At 62.1% G+C, this 23,691-nt stretch carries 22 protein-coding genes and 2 pseudogenes; 15 read left to right on the top strand and 9 right to left on the bottom strand.

The window, feature by feature from the left end; translation table 11 throughout:
• Positions 1-34 precede the first annotated feature (34 nt).
• Complete coding sequence (gene argE, locus JHW44_RS15510) at positions 35-1,177, top strand: acetylornithine deacetylase (RefSeq protein WP_089344264.1); 1,143 nt, start codon at positions 35-37, stop codon at positions 1,175-1,177.
• 258 nt (positions 1,178-1,435) lie between these two features.
• On the opposite strand, the pseudogene JHW44_RS20490 reads toward argE, so the two are convergent.
• Positions 1,436-1,687, bottom strand: a pseudogene (locus tag JHW44_RS20490) (peptidase dimerization domain-containing protein); the annotation flags it as partial.
• A 391-nt stretch (positions 1,688-2,078) separates the two neighbouring features.
• Between JHW44_RS20490 and JHW44_RS15500 the strand changes: the two are divergent.
• Positions 2,079-2,351, top strand: a complete 273-nt coding sequence (locus JHW44_RS15500; RefSeq protein WP_218822570.1) for a transposase — start codon at positions 2,079-2,081, stop codon at positions 2,349-2,351.
• Positions 2,352-2,360: 9 nt separating this feature from the next.
• Here JHW44_RS15500 and JHW44_RS15495 read toward each other — a convergent pair whose 3' ends face one another.
• The 3 genes from JHW44_RS15495 to fmdA all read right to left on the bottom strand — a co-directional run bounded on the left by JHW44_RS15495 (position 2,361) and on the right by fmdA (position 4,521).
• The gene (locus tag JHW44_RS15495; RefSeq protein WP_089344263.1) at positions 2,361-2,657 is read right to left on the bottom strand and encodes a hypothetical protein; all 297 of its coding nucleotides are present in this window, start codon (positions 2,655-2,657) and stop codon (positions 2,361-2,363) included.
• Between the two features lie 62 nt (positions 2,658-2,719).
• Positions 2,720-3,232 carry an AmiS/UreI family transporter gene (locus tag JHW44_RS15490; protein WP_089344262.1) on the bottom strand — a complete coding sequence of 171 codons (513 nt, stop codon included), beginning with the start codon at positions 3,230-3,232 and terminating at the stop codon, positions 2,720-2,722.
• 62 nt (positions 3,233-3,294) lie between these two features.
• Positions 3,295-4,521 (bottom strand): formamidase, encoded by a 1,227-nt coding sequence (gene fmdA / locus JHW44_RS15485; RefSeq protein WP_089344261.1) that lies wholly within the window; start codon positions 4,519-4,521, stop codon positions 3,295-3,297.
• A gap of 261 nt (positions 4,522-4,782) precedes the next feature.
• Between fmdA and JHW44_RS15480 the strand changes: the two genes are divergently transcribed.
• A complete protein-coding gene (locus tag JHW44_RS15480; RefSeq protein ID WP_089344260.1) occupies positions 4,783-7,416 on the top strand; it encodes an ATP-binding protein in 2,634 nt (877 codons plus the stop codon).
• A gap of 2 nt (positions 7,417-7,418) precedes the next feature.
• Positions 7,419-8,531 carry a sensor histidine kinase gene (locus JHW44_RS15475; RefSeq protein ID WP_272850318.1) on the top strand — a complete coding sequence of 371 codons (1,113 nt, stop codon included), beginning with the start codon at positions 7,419-7,421 and terminating at the stop codon, positions 8,529-8,531.
• On the opposite strand, the gene JHW44_RS15470 is transcribed toward JHW44_RS15475, so the two are convergent.
• A complete protein-coding gene (locus tag JHW44_RS15470; protein WP_089344258.1) occupies positions 8,507-9,298 on the bottom strand; it encodes a response regulator in 792 nt (263 codons plus the stop codon). The two genes, JHW44_RS15475 and JHW44_RS15470, sit on opposite strands and share 25 nt — an antisense overlap.
• Before the next feature lie 291 nt (positions 9,299-9,589).
• Positions 9,590-10,174, bottom strand: a complete 585-nt coding sequence (locus JHW44_RS20485) for a TetR/AcrR family transcriptional regulator (protein WP_089344257.1) — start codon at positions 10,172-10,174, stop codon at positions 9,590-9,592.
• A gap of 270 nt (positions 10,175-10,444) precedes the next feature.
• Here JHW44_RS20485 and JHW44_RS15460 point away from each other — a divergent pair, with 270 nt between their 5' ends.
• The 3 genes and pseudogenes from JHW44_RS15460 to JHW44_RS15450 all read left to right on the top strand — a co-directional run bounded on the left by JHW44_RS15460 (position 10,445) and on the right by JHW44_RS15450 (position 11,733).
• Positions 10,445-11,086: an efflux RND transporter periplasmic adaptor subunit gene (locus tag JHW44_RS15460; RefSeq protein ID WP_473093031.1), complete on the top strand. Its 642-nt coding sequence runs from the start codon at positions 10,445-10,447 to the stop codon at positions 11,084-11,086.
• Between the two features lie 6 nt (positions 11,087-11,092).
• Positions 11,093-11,212, top strand: a pseudogene (locus JHW44_RS15455) (efflux RND transporter permease subunit); the annotation flags it as partial.
• On the top strand, positions 11,191-11,733 hold the full coding sequence (locus JHW44_RS15450) for a TolC family protein (protein ID WP_089344256.1): 543 nt from the start codon (positions 11,191-11,193) through the stop codon (positions 11,731-11,733). The pseudogene JHW44_RS15455 and the gene JHW44_RS15450, both read left to right, overlap by 22 nt.
• Before the next feature lie 46 nt (positions 11,734-11,779).
• On the opposite strand, the gene JHW44_RS15445 is transcribed toward JHW44_RS15450, so the two are convergent.
• The gene (locus tag JHW44_RS15445; protein WP_089344255.1) at positions 11,780-13,264 is read right to left on the bottom strand and encodes an inorganic phosphate transporter; all 1,485 of its coding nucleotides are present in this window, start codon (positions 13,262-13,264) and stop codon (positions 11,780-11,782) included.
• 406 nt (positions 13,265-13,670) lie between these two features.
• Here JHW44_RS15445 and JHW44_RS15440 point away from each other — a divergent pair, with 406 nt between their 5' ends.
• The 5 genes from JHW44_RS15440 to JHW44_RS15420 all read left to right on the top strand — a co-directional run bounded on the left by JHW44_RS15440 (position 13,671) and on the right by JHW44_RS15420 (position 17,112).
• Positions 13,671-13,958: an ArsR/SmtB family transcription factor gene (locus JHW44_RS15440; RefSeq protein WP_089344254.1), complete on the top strand. Its 288-nt coding sequence runs from the start codon at positions 13,671-13,673 to the stop codon at positions 13,956-13,958.
• Positions 13,955-15,013 (top strand): permease, encoded by a 1,059-nt coding sequence (locus tag JHW44_RS15435; RefSeq protein WP_089344253.1) that lies wholly within the window; start codon positions 13,955-13,957, stop codon positions 15,011-15,013. Before JHW44_RS15440 ends, JHW44_RS15435 begins: the two co-directional genes overlap by 4 nt.
• A gap of 34 nt (positions 15,014-15,047) precedes the next feature.
• On the top strand, positions 15,048-15,284 hold the full coding sequence (locus tag JHW44_RS15430) for a thioredoxin family protein (RefSeq protein ID WP_089344252.1): 237 nt from the start codon (positions 15,048-15,050) through the stop codon (positions 15,282-15,284).
• A gap of 31 nt (positions 15,285-15,315) precedes the next feature.
• Positions 15,316-15,720 (top strand): OsmC family protein, encoded by a 405-nt coding sequence (locus tag JHW44_RS15425; protein ID WP_089344251.1) that lies wholly within the window; start codon positions 15,316-15,318, stop codon positions 15,718-15,720.
• 174 nt (positions 15,721-15,894) lie between these two features.
• Positions 15,895-17,112, top strand: a complete 1,218-nt coding sequence (locus tag JHW44_RS15420) for an MFS transporter (protein ID WP_143811453.1) — start codon at positions 15,895-15,897, stop codon at positions 17,110-17,112.
• A gap of 36 nt (positions 17,113-17,148) precedes the next feature.
• Here JHW44_RS15420 and JHW44_RS15415 read toward each other — a convergent pair whose 3' ends face one another.
• On the bottom strand, positions 17,149-18,030 hold the full coding sequence (locus tag JHW44_RS15415; RefSeq protein ID WP_089344249.1) for a LysR substrate-binding domain-containing protein: 882 nt from the start codon (positions 18,028-18,030) through the stop codon (positions 17,149-17,151).
• Between the two features lie 166 nt (positions 18,031-18,196).
• Here JHW44_RS15415 and JHW44_RS15410 point away from each other — a divergent pair, with 166 nt between their 5' ends.
• Genes JHW44_RS15410 through JHW44_RS15400 form a run of 3 tightly spaced genes read left to right on the top strand, consistent with a single transcriptional unit; the run spans position 18,197 to position 22,504 of the window.
• Positions 18,197-19,813 (top strand): GMC family oxidoreductase, encoded by a 1,617-nt coding sequence (locus JHW44_RS15410; RefSeq protein ID WP_089344248.1) that lies wholly within the window; start codon positions 18,197-18,199, stop codon positions 19,811-19,813.
• 28 nt (positions 19,814-19,841) lie between these two features.
• Entirely contained in the window at positions 19,842-21,065 is a 1,224-nt protein-coding gene (locus JHW44_RS15405) for a mandelate racemase/muconate lactonizing enzyme family protein (protein WP_089344247.1), read from the top strand.
• Positions 21,062-22,504: an aldehyde dehydrogenase family protein gene (locus tag JHW44_RS15400; RefSeq protein ID WP_089344246.1), complete on the top strand. Its 1,443-nt coding sequence runs from the start codon at positions 21,062-21,064 to the stop codon at positions 22,502-22,504. The genes JHW44_RS15405 and JHW44_RS15400 overlap by 4 nt, the downstream gene beginning before the upstream one ends.
• A 39-nt stretch (positions 22,505-22,543) precedes the next feature.
• Here the strand turns inward: JHW44_RS15400 and JHW44_RS15395 are convergent, their stop codons facing one another.
• Positions 22,544-23,689: a TauD/TfdA family dioxygenase gene (locus JHW44_RS15395; protein WP_089344245.1), complete on the bottom strand. Its 1,146-nt coding sequence runs from the start codon at positions 23,687-23,689 to the stop codon at positions 22,544-22,546.
• Positions 23,690-23,691 lie beyond the last annotated feature (2 nt).

The following is a 23,691-nucleotide window of genomic DNA, read 5'->3' as shown; positions in this document are numbered from 1 at the left end:
GTTGCGCATTCGACAGAGACACGAAAGAACCGCCATGGACATGTTGACGCAAGCGATCGCCAAGCTAGCGAATCTGGTCGCCATCCCCAGTGTGCCGGGACAGCGCAATGCCCAGATCGTCGCCCATGTCAGTGAACTGCTGAAGAAACATGGTGCGCGGGTGCAGATCGTGCCCTCGCCGATCAATGGGGAAAATGGAATCGTCGCCTCGGTTGGGCCGGATGTCGCGGGGGGGCTGGTGCTTTCGGGTCATCTGGATGTGGTCAGCACCGAGGGCCAGATCTGGACTGGCGATCCCTTCACGCTGCGGCGTGAGGGCGAGCGGCTGTTTGGTCGCGGCACAACCGATATGAAGGGCTTTGTCGCCTGCGCCCTGACATTGATGACCGCGCGGGCAGGCGCGCGGCTGGACCGACCCATTCATCTGTTCCTGTCAGCGGATGAGGAAAGCACCTGCCGATCGGTTGAAAGTCTTGTGCAGCATGCGACCGCTCATCTTCCACCGGTGCGCAGGGTGATCGTGGGCGAACCGACGCAGATGCAGGTGGCCAATCAGCACAAGGGTGCAGTGACCTTTCTGGTCGAGGTGACGGGTCGCCCCATCCATGCCAGCATGGCCGATCAGGGCATCAGCGCGATCACGGTTGCCGCGCAGCTGGTCAACTGGCTGGACGAAGTGATGCAGGCCAATGCCGCCGCAGCAGATGCGACCGGTCCCTATGTGCCGAATTTCAGCACCCATACTGTCGGCACGATTTCGGGCGGCACTTCCAACAACACGGTGGCTGAAAGCTGCCGCTTTCAATGGGATGCGCGGCTGATGCCCGGCGATGAGGCTGACGATCTGGTTGCCGCATTCGATGCGCGCCTTGCCAGTCTGACCTGTTGCGGGCGCAATGTCGCGGATGAAATCATCGTCAAACTGACGCGCGAGGCGTTCTTCCCCGCCTTGCTGCCGGTTGCGGACAGCGCATTTCTGGCCGAGATCCTGTCGGCCTGCGGCGCGAATGCCCCCTCGACCGTCCCTTATGGCACAGAGGCAGGCATTATCCAGCAGGCCGGTTTCGAGGTGATCGTCTGCGGACCGGGCAATGCAAATTGCGCCCATATTGCCGATGAATTCGTCGAGATGGCCCAGTTGAAGCAATGTCTGGACCTGCTGGGGCGGATGGTCTGACGGCAAATCCCGATCCGCACGCCCCGAACCGCGCGCTCCGAACATGCTGCGCTGGCGGGGCAGCCCGGTTGCGCAACCCAATCCGGTCAGCCGCTCTGTCAGGGCCGCCACATCAGCATCGAGCGGGGTGTCCAGCCCCGGGAACTGGGCAAAGACTTCGATTTCGATGCCGGCTTTCGGTGCAATCCGCTGCATCTGTGGCACAAGCTCATCTGCGCCGTCGCGCAGTTCCTGCACCAGCGCATCGGCATTTTCGTTGGGCAAGACGCGGAACTCACAGTCAAATACACAGCTGTCCGGCACGATGTTCAGTGCCGTGCCACCTTTGACAACACCCGTATGCGCAGTGCTGTGGGGGATATCGTAATCAAGATCCTGCCCACCCGCCGAGGCCAGACGGCTGGCAATATCCTGCATCCGGACAATCAGCCGCGCGGCGTATTCCACAGCATTCACGCCCTGCGGAGCCGGCGAGGAATGGCATCCCCGCCCGGTGATGGTGACTCGCATCGAGCGTTTGGCCTTGTGGCCTATGACGACATTCATCAGCGTCGGCTCGCCGACGATGCACATCAGTGGGCGAAGGCTTTCGTCCTGCAGCATTTCCAACAGACCGATCACGCCGACATTCTCGGCCGCATCCACGATCACAGGATTAGCAGGATCGATGAGTTGCAGCCCTGGAACTGGGTGCCGATGACCTCCGTCCCCGACAGTCAAGCCGCATAAGCTGCGGTGCCAATGGCGCGGTTACCGTAGAAATCGCCGCCGTTCAGTTGCCTCCGGTGCAGACCAAGGCCTTCGCGTTGTCTCGGGGCACGCGGGCGAAGAGCGACCGGATCGATGCGGAACTCATCGCACGGTTCATGGCATTCTGACCTGAGAGCGGGCGTGAGCTACCATGGCGGGCTTGACGCCAGTCCCGCACGACAGCGGGGCGATGCAAGGCAGAAGAACGACTGCGGGCGGACGACGGTCTCTGCTACATGTTCTGTTTCAGGCTGCACTCGTCGCCGCCTGCCACAATCGAGTTCTCAAGCCAGTCGCCAAGCGTCTCAAAGAGCGCGGAAAGCCACACAAACTCATCATCATCGCAATCGCACGAAGGCTGGTCACAATCGCCAACGCGATCATCAAAACCGGCATCCCTTGGCAGGTTAAGATCCAAGAATAGACACAGTTGCTAGCACTGGCCCAGCATCCAGCGCCGCGAGGTGGGCGGGCGTTTCTGCTTGCACATGACACAGCCGCAACTGGGCAGATGCTTGCGTTTCATCACCCGCGGTTCCGATGAGCTTGCTTCGGCCCGTGCCGAGGCGTTGCGCAACGCGCTTGAGACCGTGCTGATTTGTGGCAACGCGGGCAGAGCCTTGCTGCGTGCGCCGCAATGCGGGCAAGACAGCCCCGCCAGGCTGTCTTGATAGCTTGTGATCCCGGTGAAAATGCCGTGTTCGGGGCAGGTGAAATCATAGACTGGCACGTTGTTCCTCCTCTTCTCCTGTTCGGGGCAGCCCGGCGCCATGGATCCGGCCGCGCGGATGTTCACATCAGGCCGTCAAGTAGCAGAAAGCCCGGCAACCAGCCGGTCACGATCCCGGCCAGCAGGGTCACCCATGCCGTCTGGCGCAGGATCGGGCGCTGCAGGGCCAACAGCAGGAAATACATGAACCACAGGATTCCCCAGATCAGCCAGTTCGTCGCCAGCCAGACCTCGCTTGCCGATCCCGCAGATGCGATGGCGCGCAAGAAGACGGGCACCGTGGTCAGCGATACGAAGAGGCTGAACCATCCGAGGCCGCGCCCATCGACATTGGCCAGACGGTTATAGGCAACCCAAAGGTAGGTGCCGCTGAACATCAGGGTCAGCGCCGCCCCTCGAATACTGTCTGCATCGGCCTCGGAGCCAAAGGCACCGTCAATGACCACGCCGGCGGCAGCAAGGCCAGAGAGCACATTGACCGCGACGATCTCGCGATCCTCGATCTTGCCCAGCAGCCAAAGGCCGTTGAGGAACAGCACCGCACCGACGTAGAACAGCAAAAATCCAAGTAACATGAAGCTTGCCTCCGGTTGACCCGCCCCGCGAAGACGGGGCGGAAAGGGCCTGATCCTTGAAATCAGGTCGACTCGGCGACCTTGACCTCGGGGACCGCGCGTTTCGGGCCATCGCCATTGGGTCTGATGTCGAAATCGAAGATGGCCGTGGGAATGGCCAATGTCGCGCAGACATTGGGGATGTCCACGATCCCGGCGATACGTCCCTCGACCGGTGCAGTGCCCAGGATCATGTAGGCCTGTTCGCCCGAATAGCCGAATTTCTTCAGATATTCGATCGCGTTCAGACAGGCCCGTCGATAGGCGACATGAGCGTCCAGATAATATTGTTCGCCGGTATGTTCGTCGACCGAGATGCCTTCGAAGATCAGATAGTCGTCGAAATGCGGATCAATAGGCGAGGGTTTGAAGATCGGGTTGATCACGCCGTATTTCGACATGCCGTCCTTGATGATGTCGACCTTGATGTCGATCCATCCTGCCATCTCGATGGCTCCGCAGAAGGTGATTTCGCCGTCACCCTGGCTGAAATGGATATCGCCCATCGAGAGACCGCCGCCCTTCACATAGACGGGGAAATAGACCTTCGAGCCGCGCGACAGGTTCTTGATGTCGCAATTTCCGCCATGTTCTCGCGGCGGCACGGTGCGCCATGCCTCCTTGGCGGCGTTCTGGGCGGCCGAACCCGACATCTGCCCCATCAGAGCTGTCGAAGGATCGGGCGGGCAGGCCAGCGGCGGAACCCGGTCGGGATCGGTGGCAATCAGTTCGGCCTCGCGGCGGTTTGCCTCGGCCAGCAGCTTGTGATCGGGCAGACAGCCGATCAGGCCGGGATGGATCAGGCCGGGATAGCGCACCCCGGGGATATGGCGGGACGTGGTATAGATGCCTTCGAAATCCCAGATGGACTTGGTGGCCTTGGGGTAATGTTCGGTCAGGAAGCCGCCGCCATTTTCCTTGGCAAACAGACCGTTGAACCCCCAGCGGGACTCATCTTTTGCACCAATATCCAAAATATCGACAACCAGCAGGTCACCCGGCTCGGCCCCTTCAAAGCCGAAAGGTCCCGACAGATAGTGGACGCGGGTCAGATCGACATCGCGGATGTCATTGGCGCTGTCATTATTTCCGACCTGCCCCCCCGTCCAGTCATAGCATTCCACGCGCATCACTTCGCCGGGCTTGAAGGTTTCCACCATCGGGATATCGGGATGCCAGCGGTTGTGCGGTTTCATCGCTGCGTCTTCAGGGGCCTTGTTCAGATCGACTTCAAAGACTGTTCTCGGCATGTCATTCCTCCCATCGTCGTCGCGCGCTGCCTCTTTAGGCAGGCGGATCCTGGATCAGATTGACCGCGCCACGTAATCGCAAATACCGGTGAAGATGCAATTATTGTAATTTTTTGTAATCGCCTGCGCATCGTGCGCCGCGGCCCGAAACGTAGCAATTCACAGATGCCCTCAAGCCAGCTAGGCTTTGCCGACAAGAGGGGGGAATGGCCCGTTCGCGCATGTGATTGCGGGCCGTACCGCCAATGGGCGGGGGAATGAATGACGACATTGGCAGAAGGGACCGAGGCCGCGCAGGCAACAGCACACAGCTTTCCGGGGCTGGACCCCGCACCGCGCAGCTATCAGTCCTGGGTCGCAGATGAGACAATCGAGGATTACGCGCTACGCTATGCACCTGCCAGCCACCGTCGCTGGAGCCCGGCAACCATCACGCATACGGCACTGGGGGGTATTTCCTTTCTGGCACTGGAAGCGATTGGCGCGGCGTTGACGCTGTCATGGGGGGTGCAGACCACCGTGATCGCGGTGCTTCTGGCGTCAGTTTTCATCTTCATTGTCAGCCTGCCCATCGCCTATCACGCCGCGCGGGCGAATGTGGATATGGACCTTCTGACTCGTGGCGCGGGATTTGGTTATATCGGCTCGGCCATCACCTCGCTGATCTATGCCAGCTACACGATCATTTTCTTCGCGCTTGAAGGCGTGATCATCGGGCAGGCCCTGAATATGGCATTTGGACTGCCACTGCCGCTGGGATACCTGTTGTCGGCCCTTGTCATCCTGCCTGTGGCATCGAGGGGAATGACGGCTATTTCAAGATTTCAACTGATTACGCAGGCGGCGTGGATCGGGCTGGCCATCCTGCCGTTTCTGGCCATCGCATGGGCGACGGAACCCGCCGTCGTGGGACAATGGCTGGCATCGCCGGGACCGGAAATGAGCATGCTGTCCCTTGGCGCGGCGATTGGTGTGCTCTGTGCGTTGACCCTGCAGATCGGTGAACAGGTCGACTACCTGCGCTTTCTCCCCCCGCCGCAGGCAACCACGAAGCTGCGCTGGTGGGGCGCGCTGATCCTTGCCGGCCCCGGCTGGATTCTGATTGGTGGCACCAAGATCATCATGGGCAGCTTTCTGGCCTGGCTGGCAATCAATGACGGCGTCACCCCGGCCATCGCCGCCGAACCGATCGGTATGTTCCGCCATGCCTATGAATATATGTTCCAGCCGGTGACAGCGCTGATCCTTGCCACGGTCTATGTGCTGATTGCCCAGATCAAGATTAACGTGACCAATGCCTATGCGGGGTCTCTGGCCCAGTCGAACCTGTTTCTGCGCCTTGCCCGCTATCACCCCGGACGGCTGGTCTGGTTGTTGTTCCATGTCTCGGTCAGTTGTGCGCTGATGATGATGGGCGTGTTTTCCACGCTGGAGGCGGTCCTTGCGATCTATGCCAATCTGGCGCTGGCGTCGCTTGGGGCGATTTTTGCCGACCTGGCAATCCTGAAACCCCTGCACCTCAGTCCGCGCCGGATCGAATTCAGACGGGCCTATCTACCCGATTTCAACCCAGTGGGCTGTTGCGGCATGGCGATCGGCGGTCTTGTAGGGCTTGCTCTGTTTCTCGGGGTCACGGGACCGTTGGCACAGGCATGGTCCGCGCCGATTGCCTTTGCAGTGTCGCTGCTGGTCGCCACCCTGTTGGGCATGTTCCGGAAGGGACACGGATATTCGGCCCGCACACCACATGACTTTGGTCATGCCAAGTCCTGTGATTGCGCCATTTGCAGCCATGGTTATGAACCGCGCGACATGGTCTATTGCACGTTCTATGAACGACCGATCTGCTCGTTGTGTTGCAGTCTGGAACCTCACTGTCGTGACTTTTGCAAGAGACCTCCCATTCCTCGGCCAGAGGTCGTTGACGCGCAGGCCCCTTCCGTGCGGTTGCACCGTGTGCCGCCCCGGATGGGCCAGCGCATCTGGCAGATCGTCGCGGTCTTCATCACTCTCATGGCCATGCTGGGCTGCCTGTTCTTGGCCGCGCGTCTGCTGTCTGATCGCTTGCATGAACCTCAACTTGCGACCAATTTCCTTCTTGGCGCGGCCCCCTTGATAGGGTTGGTCGCCTTCTGGATCGTCATGGCACATGAACGCCGTCGCCTGACCGAAGAAAACCTGCTGGGCGCGTTGCAACGGTTGGGCGCCACCCAGCATGAACTGGCCATTCGCCAGCGACTGGCCGCCATTGGCGAGGTCTCGGCCATTGTCAGTCACGAGTTGCGCAATCCCCTTGGAACGATTAGCAGTTCGGTCGAGGTTCTGTCGCGACATCCCGGTTTGGGGCCCGAGGCGGATGAGGATGTGCAGCGCATCCGCCGCAATATCACCCGGTGCAGCCGGATCATCGACATGTTGCTGGACTTCGCGCGCGAGGGGGCCCATGAAACCATGCCGGTTGACCTGAAGGCATGGCTGCGCGCGTTGATCTCGGAACATCCGGCTCATGGCTCGATTTCCCTGACGGTGCCGGAAGGCATGCATCTGCGCTGCGATCCGGCAAGACTACAGTTTGCCATCTGCAACCTGCTTGAAAACGGCTGGCAGGCAGCCGAATCCGTCGTGGTGGCGGATCATGTTCCCCGGCTTCAATTGCGGGCCATGCGTCAAGGGGACCACTGCATCATCGAGGTCGAGGACAACGGCCCTGGTCTGCCTGCCGAGATCCGCGCGCGTGCCTTCGATCCGTTGGTCACTACCAAACCCTCGGGCGTCGGACTGGGGCTGCCCCTGGTGCGGCGGGTTGCGCAGATGCATGGCGGTGACGCCTGGATTCAGCGCACCGGCCCCGGTGGCACGATCATGCGCGTCAGCATTCCCGAGGCCGAGGGATGACCATGTCCGCCCCCAGCCGCCGTCTCTTGCTGGTCGATGACGATCAGGATTTCGCCATTGCGACCTCGCGTGCGCTGGCACTGGAAGGGGTGGATTGCCTTCTGGCGGGTGACGGCGCGGCGGCAAGGGCGGCGTTGGCCACCAACTCCATCGACGTCGTGCTTCTGGATGTGCGGCTTGGACAGGAAGACGGCACCGAACTGGCTCTGCAGCTGAAGCAGTCGCAGCCTGATCTGATCCTTGTGATCATGACTGCCTACGCCTCGGTCGACAGCGCGGTGGCTGCCTTGCAAGCCGGGGCCTATGATTATCTGCGCAAACCCTTCTTTCTGGATGAGTTGATGCAGGTTCTGAAGCGCTGTTTTGAACTGGCACAGATAAGACAGGACAAGCTGCGCATCGAACAGGAACTGGCCTTGCACCGCAAGCTGGAAGCCGTATCGCAACTGGCCACCGGGCTGTCCCATGACTTCAAGAACATGCTGGCCGTAATCAGGGCCAATCTTGCGGTGATAAATGACCGCTTGCAGCAAGACGACCGGCTGAAGCCCTATGCCAGCGATGCATTGGAGGCCACGGCCACGGCCACCGACCTGGTCGCACAACTCATGGATTTTGCCCGCAGCGGCCTGAGGCGCGACACACGCACCGACCTGGGCCAGACGATTGCCGCCTCGGTTGCGATGTTGTCACGCAGCCTGTGTCGGGACATGCAGTTGACGCTGCATCTGCCCGAACAGGCTTTGATTTCGCCGATCGATTCCGGGCAACTGGAATCGGCAATCGCCAATCTTCTGATCAATGCGCGTGATGCCACATCCGGACGCGGCACGGTCTGGATCCGGTTGCAATCTGTCTGGCAAGGCGGACTTTATGCGCGCCTGACCGTCGAAGATGATGGGCCCGGGCTTTCGCCCGAGGAACTGGGACATGCGCTTGAGCCACGTTTCACCACCAAGCCTGACGGAATGGGGTTGGGTCTGCCGATGATCCGGCAACTGGCGCTGGTCTATAGTGGCAGCTTTCGCATCGAGAATGCCGCTTCGGGCGGTGCGCGCGCGGTGCTTGATCTGCCATGTCGCTGCGAGGTTCAGGGGCAGGAAGAAAACATGTAACCGACCCCCCTGATGGTGCGGATACGGCGATAATCCGGACCGGAATCACCGATCTTTCGTCGGATCTTGCCGATCATCACATCTATCGAACGATCATTGGGTGCCCAGTGGCGGCTGGCGGTCAGGTCCAGCAGCTGGTCCCGGCTCAGAACCCGCCCCGGCCTTTGCGCCAGCACGCTGAGCAGGTTGAATTCCTGCGTGGTCAGAACCTGTTCGCGACCCTCTGAATCATATAGAGAGCGGGCCTCCAGATCGAGCCGCCAGCCGTCGAATGTCAAAGTGGTGCCTTTGCCATTCGGCCCCGCCGGTGCCTGCGTCGCGGTCCCGGCAGGGCCAGAGCGGTCACCGGGCATGCGGCGCAGGATCGCCCGCACGCGTGCCAGCAATTCGCGGGGTTCGAACGGTTTGACAAGATAGTCATCGGCCCCAATTTCCAGTCCGACGATCCGGTCCAAGGCTTCATGGCGCGCAGACAGGAACATCACGCCCAGGTCATGCTCCTTCTTGAGTTCACGGGCCAGGGCGTAGCCATCGTCCCGGCCCGGCAGGCCGATATCGAGAACGACGATTTCGAAATCTTCTGCCGCCAATGCCTCGCGCATCGTTGGCCCGTCACCGGCTATCTGGACCTGAAACCCCTCTTCACCGAAATAGCGAGCCAGAAAAGAAGCCAGTTTCCGGTCATCCTCGACGAAAAGAATCCGGTAAGGGCATTCTTCCCTGTCGTGGGCGCGCGTGGTCGCAGTGGACTGGGGGTATGTCTGCATTGGCCTGCCGCGTGCTGAACTTCGGGACATTCGCCTGGATTGTATCATTCCATGGCCACGAGAAAAACGACTTTGGATTGATGGTCATGCAGGAAGGCTGAGGGTGTCCGACTATACAATCAGAGGTTGAGTTCACACTTGTGAATTCCGAAGTCTTGATTGCGTTCGAAAAGGGTGACGCAGGCGGGCTGCGCTGATTTATGTGGATAACGTCTTGATATGAAATGTAAATCAATCAGGTGTCAATGCGATGACCGCCCCGTGAGATGTCGGGGGACAGCAATGAATGGGTCAGCCGGAGGAATGCAAGATCCCTGCGGCCGCAATATGGCTGGCCCATGCCCTGTCCAGCGCGGCCGCAAGAGTCATATCCTGCTGGCCTTCCCACAGCGTTATCGCCCGTTTGGTGCAGGACACGGCATGATCGGCAAGCGCAAGGGCAATATCCCGGTCGCCCAGACGGGCGTGCAGGCAATCGGCCAACTCGTCATATTCCGTCTCCAGAATCCTATCGAGGGCCAGTCGGGCCTTCAGATTCGCATGAACGACCTGCCGCACCATGCGCAAGACGTCCATATCCGCTGCCAGCAACTGAATATGCCGGTCAAGAAAACGTTTCAGATCCGCCGCCAGAGAGCCTTTACCGTTTCGCAGGGCGGTCGTGTCTTCATCGCGAAAGCCTGGGGGGATCCCGATTGCAGCTGCTTCTTTATTGTTGAAATAATTGAAGAAAGTTCGCGTGCTGACACCCGCGACCTGAGCGATTTCCTCGGTCGTGACATGTTCCAGCCCGCGGGCCAGTGCCAGTTCCAGCGTAGCTCGTTGAATGTCCCGGGCGGTTTCCTGCCGGCGTTTCTGTCGTAACGAAAGCGTCATGCGATAAATTCGTGCCAACTGCGCAGGGTTTGCATAGCAGGAACCAAACGGATGGCATAGTCAAGGATTCCAAATTCGATGAAACCCGCAATCTGGAAAATTGCAGCTGCCGCTGCTGCGCTGGTCGCCTGCGCATGTTCTGCGCTGGCGTAGGGTGCCCCCATGGGGGCGTCGGGACCGCTTGAAGTGGGGGTTGTCGAACTCAGCCTGCAGGACGTGCCGCGTGTCACCACCTTGCCGGGTCGTGCAGTCGCCTAGCAGGAGGTCGAACTGCGCCCCCGCGTCGGAGGGGGGATCGAGGAAATTCTCTATATTCCCGCCGAGATGCTGGAGGTGGGGGGGCCGCTGTTCCGGGGCGATGATTCAATCTATATCGCCGCCGAGACCCCGGCCCGGGCCGATCTGGCAACGGCGGAGGCCAATCTGCCGGTGGCGCAATCGGCCTATGATCGTGCCCAGCAACTGTCGGGGCGCGGCTATACCGAGGCGGAAGTCGAGGCCGCCCGCGCCAGTCTGGCCGAGGCCAAGGCGACGCTTGAGGCTGCCAAGGCGGCGCTGAAACTGGCGCAGACCGAGCTGTCCTGGACAACCATCACCAGTCCGATTGCCGGTCGCGCGGATGTGTCGACAGTTTCGGTCGGGGATCTGGTCACAGCGGGGCAAAGCGATGAGCTGACGACCATCGTGCGCGCCGATCTGATCTATGTCGATATGGCCGAGGCCCTTGGCGTTTCGCTTTCGGCCTTCATGACGCGTGAATGGGAAACGATCACGCCGAAACTGGCGCGATATGGCGGCACCCGCGCGTTAAAGATTTCCGGCGAGGCATCTGCCGGGCTGAGCTCGGGCGAGGCGATGGCCGTGATGGAGGAACTGACCGCGGGGCTGGACGGATCCTATGCACCGGCCTGAACGGGGCTGAGCTATCAGGAAAGGCTGGCGGGCAGTCAGGAGGTCATGCTCTATACGCTGTCGGCGCTGGTGGTGGTCCTTTGTCTTGCGGTTCTCTATGAAAGCTGGACGGTGCCTTTCGCGGTGATGCTGTCGGTCCGGACTATCAGCGCCCTGACATCTCGCTGGAGACCCGCTTTCTGGGTGGCAGCGCGGAAAGCGACGGGGCGGATGCCTGGGATTTCGGGCCGCAATTGTCGCTGCCGGTCCTCAGCCAAGGGCGCCTGCGCGCCAGTCGCGATGCGAAGATCTCGGCCGCGAAACAGGCCGAGATCGCCTGGCGGGCCGCCGTCATGGATGCCGTAGAAGAGGTCGAGGTCGCACAGTCCAACCTGACCCGCTATCGCCAGCGTGCGTCATTGTTGAACAAGGCTGCTGCCGATTACGGCCATGCGCTGTCCCTTGCGCAGGAAAACTATCGCAATGGAGCGATCACGCTGCTCGACCTGCTGGAAACCGACCGCAACACGGCTTCGGCCCGGATCGCGGCAGCCTCGGCGGCCAATGATGCGGCGCAGGCCTGGGCACAGCTGAAGCTGGCAACCGGGGCCGGTGCTGCGGCCACCGTAGAGAAAGCCGCAGAGGAAACCGCGCAAGAGGCCGGTTGAGGCCGGCAGCTTTGGCCGGCAGCCGGCGCGGAACGCAGGAGCGGGCTCAGCCGGTTGCCAGCCGAATAGCCAAGAACAGCAAGCCCGACAGGATGGCCGCGGCAGGCACGGTCACGACCCATGCCGCGGCGATGGTCATGGCATGGGCCCTGCGGACCAGCTTGCGCTGGCGACGTTCGTTCGGGCTGTACGCGGGCAGGTCAGGGATGTCCTGACGGGCAAGGCGCAGCCGCCGTTCGGCATACCATTCGCGGAAGAAGCCGACACCAAAGATACCGCCCACCGCGATATGGGTCGAACTGACCGGCAGGCCAAGGCCACTGGCCACGATGACGGTGACGGCCGCCGAAAGGGCCACGCAGAAGGCCCGCATCGGGTTCAGCTTGGTGATCTCATTGCCGACCATGCGGATCAGTTTCGGCCCGAAGAGGAACAGCCCGAAGGAAATCCCGAAGGCCCCGATCAGCATGACCCACAGCGGGATAGCGATGCTCGAGGTGAATTCTCCGGTCGTGCTGGCGCTGACGATGGCTGCCAGCGGGCCGACCGCATTTGCCACGTCATTGGCACCATGGGCAAAGCTGAGAAAGGCCGCCGAGACGATCAGCGGAATCGCGAACAGGGTTTTCAGCGATTTATTGCGGTTTTCCAGCCCCCGCGCGCGCCTGCGGATCACCGGGATCAGGATCAGCCAGACGGCAATGCCGACCACCAGACCGACACCAAGCGCCGAGAGAAAATCGATCCGGATCAGCTTTTTCAGCCCCTTGAGGGCCAGATAGGCGGTGAAGGCCCCGGCCATGATCCCCACCAGCACGGGCACCCAGACCCGCGCCGCGGCGATCTTGTCAGCCTGATAGATGATGCGCGCCTTGATCAGCCACAGGAAGGCCGCCGCGATCAGTCCTCCCAGCACGGGCGAGATGACCCAGCTTGCCGCAATCGCCGAAATGGTCGGCCAATTGACAGCGCCGAACCCGGCTGCAGCGATCCCCGCCCCCATGACGCCGCCCACGACGGAATGGGTCGTCGAGACGGGCGCTCCGATCCATGTGGCGATATTGACCCAGAGCGCGGCCGAGAACAGCGCGGCCATCATCACCTTTACGAAGACTTCCGGCGATTCCGCCGAGGCCGGGGACACGATCCCCTTGGCCACGGTTGACACCACGTCACCGCCGGCGATCAAAGCCCCGGCGCTTTCGAAGATGATGGCAATGGTGATGGCCCCGCCCATGGTCAGCACATTCGCACCGACTGCCGGTCCCATGTTGTTGGCCACGTCATTGGCCCCGATGTTCACGGCCATATAGGCGCCGATCGTGGCCGCCAGAACGATGACCAGCGTGCTGCTGGTGCCTTCGACCAGCACCGCCGCCAGAAGCCCGGTCAGCAGGATGAACACCGCTGCCACGGCCGGGGCGGCCAGGGGGCGGGTGATAAAGGAACTGGCCGTCTCAAGACGGGACAGGCGATCCAGGTCGCGATCGAGGGTCTCGAGATGCCTCGGTTCGAAGTTCTTGTCGGGCACGAGCCCCCTCCGGCTTGATTTCGGGGGCCTCCATACAGGCACCGCGCGTTGTGTGAAACAGATTTATGACGACGAGCTGAGCCCCGGTCGGTGTTCCGCCGACAGAGGCCGCGGCAGTCAATCTTCTGCCGCCGCCGTCGCGCGCTACGTCATGTATCTGATCTTTGCTGTCAAGACATTGTCATACGAAGATTTCATCGAAAGTTTCTACCCGTCTCAAACGGCAGTATTGCCCTTGGCTCTGGCACCCCGAACGGTCGGGAAGCGCCGAGGTGTGTGGCAAGGTCACGCAAGCTGGGGTTCGGGTTTCCCGGGCCTGCGATTCCCGGCCAGGCAAGAGAGATTCTGTCAAAAGGTTTGACATGGATCAAAGCGCATATGCGGGTGGGCGCATATGAATGAACACATGCAAGAGATATTGAACGCCCTATGTGATTCGACCCGCCGCGCCGCGCTGGCCATCCTCTGGGACGGTGGAGAGCATTGCGTCTGCGAACTGATGGACCGGCTGAATGCCAGCCAGAGCCGCATGTCACGCCACATGAAAGTGCTGCGCGAGGCCGGACTGGTCGTCGACCGGCGGGATGCGCAATGGGTTCGCTATCGGCGCAATCCCGATCTGCCTCGGGAAATCATGGCCGTCATCTCTGCCGTCCTGACGGCAGAGAAAATCCTTGAAAGGGAAATGACATGAGTTCGGAACCCCATGAAGGTCATCTGAAACAGCCCTTGTCGGACCGGACATGGTATGCCGGAATTGCCGGCCTTGCCGTTCTGGGTTGGCTGGCCTATGGCCAGCTTGTCCCCTTTTCCGAATGGATCACGGCGCAATTTCCCGTCGAACGCCACAGCCATACCGGCGAGGCGATTGCCTTCTTTGCTTATGACGTGCCCAAGGTGCTTTTGCTGCTGACGGGTATCGTCTTTGTCACCGGCGTGCTGCGCAGCTGGTTCAGCCCCGAAAAGACCCGCAGCATTCTTGCCGGCAAGCGCGAGATCTGGGGCTATCCGCTGGCCGCGCTGCTGGGCGTCTTTACGCCCTTCTGTTCCTGCTCGTCAGTGCCGCTTTTCATCGGCTTTGTCTCGGCGGGGATTCCGCTGGGTGTGACATTCTCGTTCCTGATCGCGGGGCCGATGGTGGGGCCGGTGGGGTTGGGGCTGCTTTATGGCCTTGTCGGCTGGAAGATCGCCACGATCTACCTTGTCTTCGGCTTTACCATCGCCACCGTCTCGGGTTTTGTGCTGGGCAAGATGGGGCTGGAGCGCTTCTTGCAGGACTGGGTGCGCGAGATGACCGCCGCCCCCGTCGGTGACCTGCCGGAAGAACAGATCACCTTCGTCGACCGGCTGAAAACCGGTGCCGAGCAGGTGCGCGAGATCGTCGGCAAGGTCTGGATCTGGGTTCTGGTGGGCATCGGCATCGGCGCGGCGATCCATGGCTATGTCCCCGAGGCAATGATGCTGAAGATCATGGGCGGCGAGGCCTGGTGGTCGGTTCCGGCGGCGGTGGTCGTGGGCGTGCCGATGTATACCAATGCCGCCGGGGTCATTCCCATCGTCGAGGCATTGCTGGGCAAGGGTGCGGCCCTTGGAACGACGCTTGCCTTCATGATGTCGGTGATCGCCTTGTCCCTGCCCGAGATGATCATCCTCAAGCAGGTCCTGACGCTGCGGCTGATCGCGATCTTCATCGCCGTTGTGTCGGTCGGGATCCTGGCGACGGGCTATCTGTTCAACTTCCTGCTCTGATTTCCAAGCATTCTGCCACATGAAAGGAAAGACCATGAAAACGGTCAAGATCTATGGCCCCGGCTGCAAGCGCTGCGAGGCGACCGAAAGGATGGTGCAGGAGGCGGCCGCGAAACTGGGCGTCGAGGTCGCGATCGAAAAGGTCGCGGACGCCAAGTCCATCGCCATGGCGGGTGTCATGTCGACCCCCGGCATTGCCGTCGATGGCAAGCTTGTCCACGCGGGCGGTCTGCCCGATGCGGCCAGGCTGGAACAATGGCTGGGCGCCTAGGCTGCCGGAATCATAACGGAAAGGCGGCGAGATGCTGGAATACAATGTCACCGCACGGCGGATCGACCATCACGGCTCCGAGGCCGGCACCAAGGGCGCGCGGATCGTGCTGGATACGGACATGCAGGGGCGCGATGACGCGTTCAACCCGGCGGAACTGTTGCTGGCAAGCCTTGCTGCCTGCATGTTGAAGGGCACCGAGCGGGTCCTGCCGATGCTGGATTTCAATCTGCGCGGCATGGATATCAGCCTGCATGCGCGGCGTCAGGACAGCCCGCCCAAGATCATCCGTATCGACTATGAAATCACCGTCGATACGGATGAAAGCGATCAGAGGCTGGATCTGTTGCACCGGAACCTGCAGAAATACGGGACCATCTACAACACGCTGACAGCCGCGACCGAACTGGTCGGAACCATCCGGCGCAAGGAGTGATCGCGCTGCCACCCGATGGGACGCAGAGGCAGGATTCCGGTCTGCCTGCCGGAGGCCGCGCACAAATGCCTGTGGCAGGCGGGCAGGGAAGCCGCAAGTCATCCGGACCCGGCAAAAGATGCTTTGACAGGCAACGACAGATCGTGACAGCTAACACGCAGAGGGAGGAATCTGGTGGCTGTTGGCGACGACCCCGTTTCCGGGGACTGCATGGATCACTTGCGCGCGGATCGTGTCTTCGTGCTGCGTCACGCGGTGGCGCAACTGCTGTTCTGGTCGGCCTTCTACTACCTGATGCCGGCGCTCTTGCCGCATCTTCTGGCCCAAAGCGGATGGTCGTCCGTCGCCGTCTCGGGGGCAATGAGTGCAGGTGTCCTGGCTTGGGCGCTGCTGTCTCCGCTTGCCGGAATGGTCGTGGACCGGGGCGCTGCGGGACCGGCCATGCGCCTTGCCGGATTTTGCGGGGCCGGGCTGTTGATGCTTGCGGCCTGGGCGGCAAATGTCTGGCTGTTCACCATGGCGCTGGTCCTGCTGGGCGCACCCATGGCGATGACGCTCTATGATCCCTGCTTCAGCCTGATGATCCGTCGTTTCGGAGCCGAAGCACGCCGCCCGATCACGCTGATCACGCTGATTGCCGGATTTGCCACATTGCTGACCTTTCCGCTGGTCGGTGTTCTGGCCTCGACCGGGTTGGGGTGGCGTTGGATCATGATGGTTCTTGCCGTCATGGCGCTGTTCGCAACGGCGATCCTGCCCTCTGATCCACGAGGCGAGGGCGCGCAGCACAGTGCGCCCGCCGCGGTTCCCGTCAGGGTGCCGGCTGCGCGGACATTCGCCCTTGGGACGGCATTTGCGCTGTTGATGCTGGGCCATGCGGCACTGCTGTTCCAACTGCCCGCGCAACTGGCAGATGCGCGCGGTTTGTCGGGGGCGCTGTTGCTGCCGATGGTGCTGGGCCCGGCGCAGATCGCCGGACGGTTGTTGTGGGAAAGGGTGCAGGGCTGGCTGTCCCCGGAACGGGCCGCGCTATGGCTGTTTTCGGTCATGCTTGTGCCGCCCCTGCTGCTGTTTGCGGGAGGCGGGCTGAAGATCGCGCTTCTGGCGCTGATCGTTCAGGGCGGCTGTTACGGGATGCATACGATTCTGCGCCCGCTGCTTGCGGCACATTGGCTGCCCGGCGCAGGCTTTGCCCGGCGCCTTGGCATGATCGCGATGATCGGGCTGCTGATGATGGGCGCGGCCCCGACCGTGGCGGCCTGGGTCACATCGGGCCTGGGGCTTCCGGGTCTGCTGGGACTGGTGCTGCTGGTCGATCTGGCCGGATTGGCGCTGCTGGCAGGATTGCTGCGCCGGGCGCGCCACGCGGCCTGGGGCCAGGGCAGCCATTGATGGGCCCGCACCGGCGTTGCGATCCGAAAACGACATCTACAGATGTTGACCACAAAGCCATTCGATGAAGACCTCGATATCGCCGCGCGGGCCCATATCGTTGCGTTCGACCAGAAAAAAGCTTTCACCCATCGGGATCTCGACCGGATAGGGTGCGACCAATGTGCCGCTCTGCAGATCCTGTCGGGCGAAGCTGCGGCTGATGATGGAACAGCCATGGCCGGCCCGCAGGATCTGCAGGGCGATCAGCGATGAATCCGCCTTCATCCAGTGATCGGGACGCGGCTGGTCAAAGCCACAATGTTCGAACAGGCGGTCCCAGTCCGTTTCCGAGCCGACGACCTGCACGATGTCGGCCGCCGTCAGGATCGCGGCCGAGGGCATGTCGCCCAGTGTCGCGGCATAGTCAGGATGGCAGATGATCGTGGCCGCAGCGACCTGCAGGCGATGGATATTGTGCTCCGGCCAGTCGCCATCCCCATAACGAATGTCCAGATCGATGCTGGCGTCGCTCATTCGGTCTGCCCAGACGGTGGTCGAAAGTTCGATCTCGATGTCGGGATGCTGCTGGCGAAAGGCATTCAGGCGCGGGGCCAGCAGCAGCGCGGCAAAAGAGATCGAGGCCCGCACCCGGATGATCGATTTGCGCTTCTTGCCAAACAGCCCGTCGGTGGCGGTCTGCATGGTCAGGAAGGATTTGCGGATCGGCAGGGCATAGGCCTGCCCCATGTCGGTCAGTTCGACGCCCTTGGCCAGCCGTTTGAACAACTGCATGTCCAGATGTTGTTCCAGCAGGCGGATTTGCTGGCTGACTGCAGCGGGGGTCAGGTTCAACTCATCCGCAGCCGCGCTGAAAGAGCTGTGGCGGGCGGCGGCTTCGAATGAACGCAGCCAGGTGACATGGGGCAAACGACGCATGAGGATCCATCTGTCTTTCGTCCCATGGTGACGGCTATCGGCCGCCAAGGCAAATCGCTTTGCACAAATTCAGATGGGGTCAAAGCGGTCAAAGCCATTGCTTGTCATTCGGAACGCGGGCTGACTGATTGTTCAGCACAGGACAACAGCCGGGCGGGCCGCAAAGATGCCGGAAGATGACTATGACTTTATCCTCGTCGGGGCGGGTTCCGCAGGCTGTGTTCTGGCCGACCGGCTGACGCGCAATGGCCGTTTCAGCGTTCTGCTGCTGGAGGCCGGGGGCAGCGATGCCCGTTTCTGGATCAAGATTCCCATCGGCTATGCGATCAACTATGCCAATCCTGCTCTGAACTGGGGCTATCACACCGAGGCCGATGAGGGCCTGTCGGGGCGCAGCAGCTATTGGCCGCGCGGGCGGGTGATCGGCGGGTCCAGTTCGATCAATGCCATGGCCTATGTGCGCGGACAGGCCCGCGATTTCGAGGATTGGGTGGCGGCCGGCGCAGATGGCTGGGGCTGGCCCGCCGTGCAGCGGATCTATGACGCGATGGAGACGCCCTCGGGTCATGAGGCAGCGGGTCGCGCGACAGCGGGAGGCCCTGTCTGGGTGCAGGATCTGTCAGACCAGATGCACCCTTTCAGTGCCCGCTTCCTGACGGCAGCCCGGCAGGCCGGATTTGACGTGATGGATGACATGAACCGCGAGGGCGGCGAGGGCCTGGGCTATTACCGCAGCAATGTGCGCCGCGGGCGGCGCTGGTCGGCAGCGGATGCCTTTCTGCGCCCCGCAATGAAGCGGTCGACCCTGCGGGTAATCACCCATGCCCATGTCTCCCGGCTGGAGTTCAATGGCCCGAAGGTCGTCGGGCTGAGCTTTGAACAACACGGCAGAAGCCGGCGGGTCACCGCCCGCAGGGAGGTCATCCTCAGCGCGGGTGCGATCAATTCGCCGCAGATCCTGCAACTGTCGGGCATAGGTCCGGCACGCTTGCTGAAATCGCGGGGCATTCCGCTGCGTCATGATTTGCCCCAGGTCGGGCAGGGGCTGCAGGACCATCTGGCGATCACCCATCAGTTCACCGCGAACAGGGAAACCCTGAACAACATCCTGGGCAATCGGCTGGGACGGTTGCGGGCCGGGCTGCGCTATGTCCTGACCCGGCGCGGCCCGCTGTCGGTGCCGGTCAATCAGGTTGGCGGCTTTGTCCGCTCGGGGCCGGATGTGGCGGCGCCGGATTTGCAGCTGTTCTGCAACCCGGCCTCCTACCGGATCACATCCGAAGGCGGAATCGAGATGGACCGGAACGGCGGCTATCTGATCTCGGCACAGGTCTGTCGCCCCAGCAGTCGCGGATCGGTCTGCATTCGCTCGCCCGATCATCGCGATGCTCCGGCAATCAGGCCCAATTCGCTGGCGACCGAACAGGATCGCAAGGCCGCCATCCGGGCCGGTCGCGTCATCCGCGCGCTGGCGCAAACGCCCGAGATGAAATCCGTGACGCGCGCCCCGAAACGAGCCTCATTCGCGGCCATGGATGACGCGGCACTGTTGCAGGACTTTCGCGATCGCGCCGCCACCGTCTATCATCCAAGCTGCACCTGCCGCATGGGAAATGATGCCGGAGATTCCGTCGTGAACGCGCGGCTGCAGGTGCATGGCGTGCCGGGGTTGCGGGTGGTTGATGCCTCGGCCTTTCCCAATATCACCTCGGGCAATACCAATGCCCCGACCATGATGTTGGCGATGCGGGCCGCCGAGATGATCCTGCAGGACGCAGGCTGATCACATTCCAAGCCAGGAAAGAACATTCATGCGCCTTGAAAAACTTGAAACCTTCATCGTTGCCAATCCACCGCCGCGTCACGGGGGGCGCTATTTCATCTTTGTCCGCCTGACCACCGCCTGCGGCATCACCGGCGTGGGCGAGATCTATAATGCCACCTTCGGTCCCCAGACCTGCTGCGCCATGGCCCGCGACATGTTTGCCCGGCATTTCGAGGGGGCTGACCCCGCCCGCATCGAACTGCTGTTCCGCAAGGTCTATGGCGCGGGCTTTACCCAGCGCCCCGATGTCAGCGTGATGGGAACCTTCAGCGGACTGGAGATGGCCTGCTGGGACATCATCGGCAAGGCCGCCGACCGGCCGGTGCATGAGCTTCTGGGCGGGCGCGTCCATGACCGGCTGCGCAGCTATTCCTATATTTATCCGGCGCAGGGCGACGTCTATCCCGACCCCGACCGGCCGAATGCCTATAATGATGCCTCCATCGCTGCCGAAATCGCCGTCAGCATGGTTGATCAGGGGTTCACGGCGCTGAAATTCGATCCGGCCGGGCCCTTCACCATCTTTGACGGCCATCAGCCCCGGCGCGAGGATATCACCCGCAGCGTCGAATTCTGCCGCCAGATCCGCGATGCCGTCGGGGATCGCGCCGATCTGCTGTTCGGCACCCATGGCCAGTTCACCGTCTCGGGTGCCAAGCGGCTGGCCCGCGCGATCGAACCCTATGACCCGCTGTGGTTCGAGGAACCCGTGCCGCCGGAAAACCCTGCAGATATGGCGCAGGTCGCGGCTTTCACCTCGGTCCCCGTGGCGGCGGGCGAGCGGCTTTGCACGAAACATGAATTCGCACGGCTTCTGGAATATGGCGCGGCCTCGATCCTGCAGATGAACCTCGGCCGGGTCGGTGGCCTGCTGGAGGCCAAGAAGATCGCCGGAATGGCCGAAACCCGTCAGGCCCAGATTGCGCCGCATCTGTATTGCGGGCCCATCGTGGCGGCGGCGAATATCCAGATTGCGGCCTGCTCGCCGAATTTCCTGATCCTTGAAAGCATCGGCACATTCGACGGCCCCTGCATGCAGGGCGTCAAGGGCGGGATCGAGTGGGAGGATGGCTATATCATTCCCTCGACCCAGCCCGGTCTGGGGCTGGAACTGGACGATGAGGCCATTGCCTCGATGACCTATGACAGCGACGAATTGCATCTGGACATGGCCCAGACCCATGTGACCCCCGGAAGGATATCGAGATGATCACCATCGACAAATTCTATATCGACGGACAATGGGTCACGCCCCGGTCCGCCACGACCATGCCGATCCTGACGCCTGCAACCAATGCGCAGATCGGGGTGCTGACGCTAGGCAATGGCGCCGATGTCGATCGCGCGGTGGCGGCGGCCAGGGTCGCCTTTGACAGCTATGGCATGACATCCAAGGCCGAACGTCTGGCGTTGCTGCGCCGTCTGGCCGAGGTGACGCGCGAGCGTCTGGATGACCTGGCGCGGGCAATCACCATGGAAATGGGCGCGCCCGCCACGATGTCGCGCGATGTTCAGGCCGATGCGGGGCTTGGCCATCTGCTGGCATTCATCGAGGCGCTGGAGGAACTGGAGGAAGAGGAAACCCTGTCCAATGGCGACCTGCTGTCGCGCGAGCCGATTGGCGTCTGCGGGCTGATCACGCCGTGGAACTGGCCCGTCAACCAGATCGCGCTGAAGGTCATTCCGGCCCTTGCGACGGGGGCGACCTGCGTGCTGAAACCTTCGGAGCATACGCCGCTGTCGGCGCAGATCTATGCCGAGATGATCGATCAGGCCGGTTTTCCCGCAGGAGTGTTCAACCTTGTCCATGGCGACGGGCCGACCGTGGGTGCCGCCCTGTCGCGCCATCCGGATGTGGCGATGATGTCCTTTACCGGCTCGACCAGGGCGGGCAGCGCCGTGTCGCGGGACGCCGCTGATACCGTCAAGCGCGTCACGCTGGAACTTGGGGGGAAATCGCCCAATCTGATCTTTGCCGATTGTGATCTCGAGACCCGCATTCGCGAAGGCGTGGCGGGCTGCTTCTACAACACCGGGCAAAGCTGCGATGCCCCCACGCGAATGCTGGTCGAACGCAGCGTCTATGACCGGGCGCTGCAGATCGCCCGTCAGGCAGCCGAGGCGCAAGAGGTGGGAGATCCGGCCGAAGAGGGCGACCATATCGGGCCGCTGTTCGATGGAATCCAGTATGAGCGCGTGCAGAAGATGATCCGCAAGGGAATCGACGGCGGCGCGCGCCTGTTGGCAGGCGGGCCGGGGCGGCCCGGCGATCTGCCGCCACATCTGCAAAGCGGCTGGTTCGTACGTCCGACGATCTTTTGCGATGTCACCCCGGAAATGGCGATCTGGCGCGAGGAGATCTTTGGCCCGGTCCTTGTCATCACCCCTTTTGATACCGAGGAGGAGGCCATCGCCCTGGCCAATGACACCGACTATGGGCTGGCCGCCTATGTGCAAACCGGCGATGAAATCCGTGCCCGCCGCGTTGCGCGGCGCCTGCGCGCCGGGGGCATTCATGTCAACGGCCGCGATGCGGGCTATGGTTCGCCCTTTGGCGGGTTCAAACAGTCGGGCAATGGCCGCGAGGGAGGACGTGCCGGGCTGGAAGACTATCTGGAGATGAAAGTCTGCCCGCCATTCGCGAACTGACCCTGCAGGAAAGGCGCGGGGCGGCCCCGCGCCACCTGATCACGCCAGAGCACTGGCGGGTGGGCTGATATCGGCCACACCCTTCTGCATCAGGACGCGATAGGTGGATCGCAGCGCGCCACGATCCGTATAACATCCGCGCAGATGGCGGCTGCCGCTGTCGGCGACATAGCCTTCGCGGCCATGAACGATGCGATGGTTGTCAAACACCACGCAGTTGCCCGCCTGAGACCGGAAGCGCAGGGTGAAACGGTCTTCCTGCATCATGCGGATGAACTTGACGAAAGCCGGGTAATAGACGTCCAGCAAATCCTGGGGCAGGTCCATATTGTCCTGCAGATGCTGGGAAATGGTGACGCCGGTCACCTCGCCATCCGGATCGGTCTCGATCACGCGCTGATGGGCGCGATAGTCCCAATTGTCATGACGATAGAAGAAGGGGATCTCGTGACTGGCCAGCAGGGCAAACGCCTCGGGATCCTCGGCGCGCAGGGCCTCGGCCACGGCGGCACCGTCAAGGAACAGCGACAGTCCGCCTTCGACCGTATTCTCCAGGCAGTGCAGGAACTGCACGCCGGGCGCGTTTTCCTCGCCCGGCAGGTCGGTATGCATCTCCAGCGGGCCAGCGGTGAAGGCCAGATTCGTGGGCGCGATCTCGACCCGGACGTCGAAAAACAGGCCTTCGGCCGATGGGGTAACCGGGCCGATGGAATTGACCAGACGCGGCAGGGCCTCGGTCGTCTTGTCCATGCCGGTCACGATGGCGATGCCATCCTCGATCAGGGCGCGCGTCAACCGGGCGCGACCTTCGTCGCTGTTCAGGACGGCGTTCTGTTCGACGCGGGTGATGCGGGGCAGATGGTCGCTGTACCACAGTTTGCGCGGCAGGGCGGCCGGATCGGCGGCGCGACCATTGGCGGCCACTTCGGTCAGCAGGGACATGGGCACATGCGAGGGTTGCGCCTCGTCACGCCAGTCGATCACCAGAACATCATCCCGGACCATCGCCGAAATGGCGCGCGGCGGAGATTTCATCTGGGTGACATCGAACACCCTTTCGCGGGTCTGGGGGTCGATGCTGCTCTGGCAAGCATCGCGCAGCCAGTAATAGTTGAAATAGGTCTCTCCCTCGGGCAGGCCGACGATCATGCCGTTGTCGCGAAGGTCAAAGGTTATGTTGCTCATGG

It is taken from the genome of Paracoccus seriniphilus, assembly GCF_028553745.1.
Classification (GTDB): Bacteria; Pseudomonadota; Alphaproteobacteria; order Rhodobacterales; family Rhodobacteraceae; genus Paracoccus; species Paracoccus seriniphilus.
Note: the sequence above shows the minus strand (reverse complement) of the source record. Positions and strands in the feature narration are given on the sequence as shown.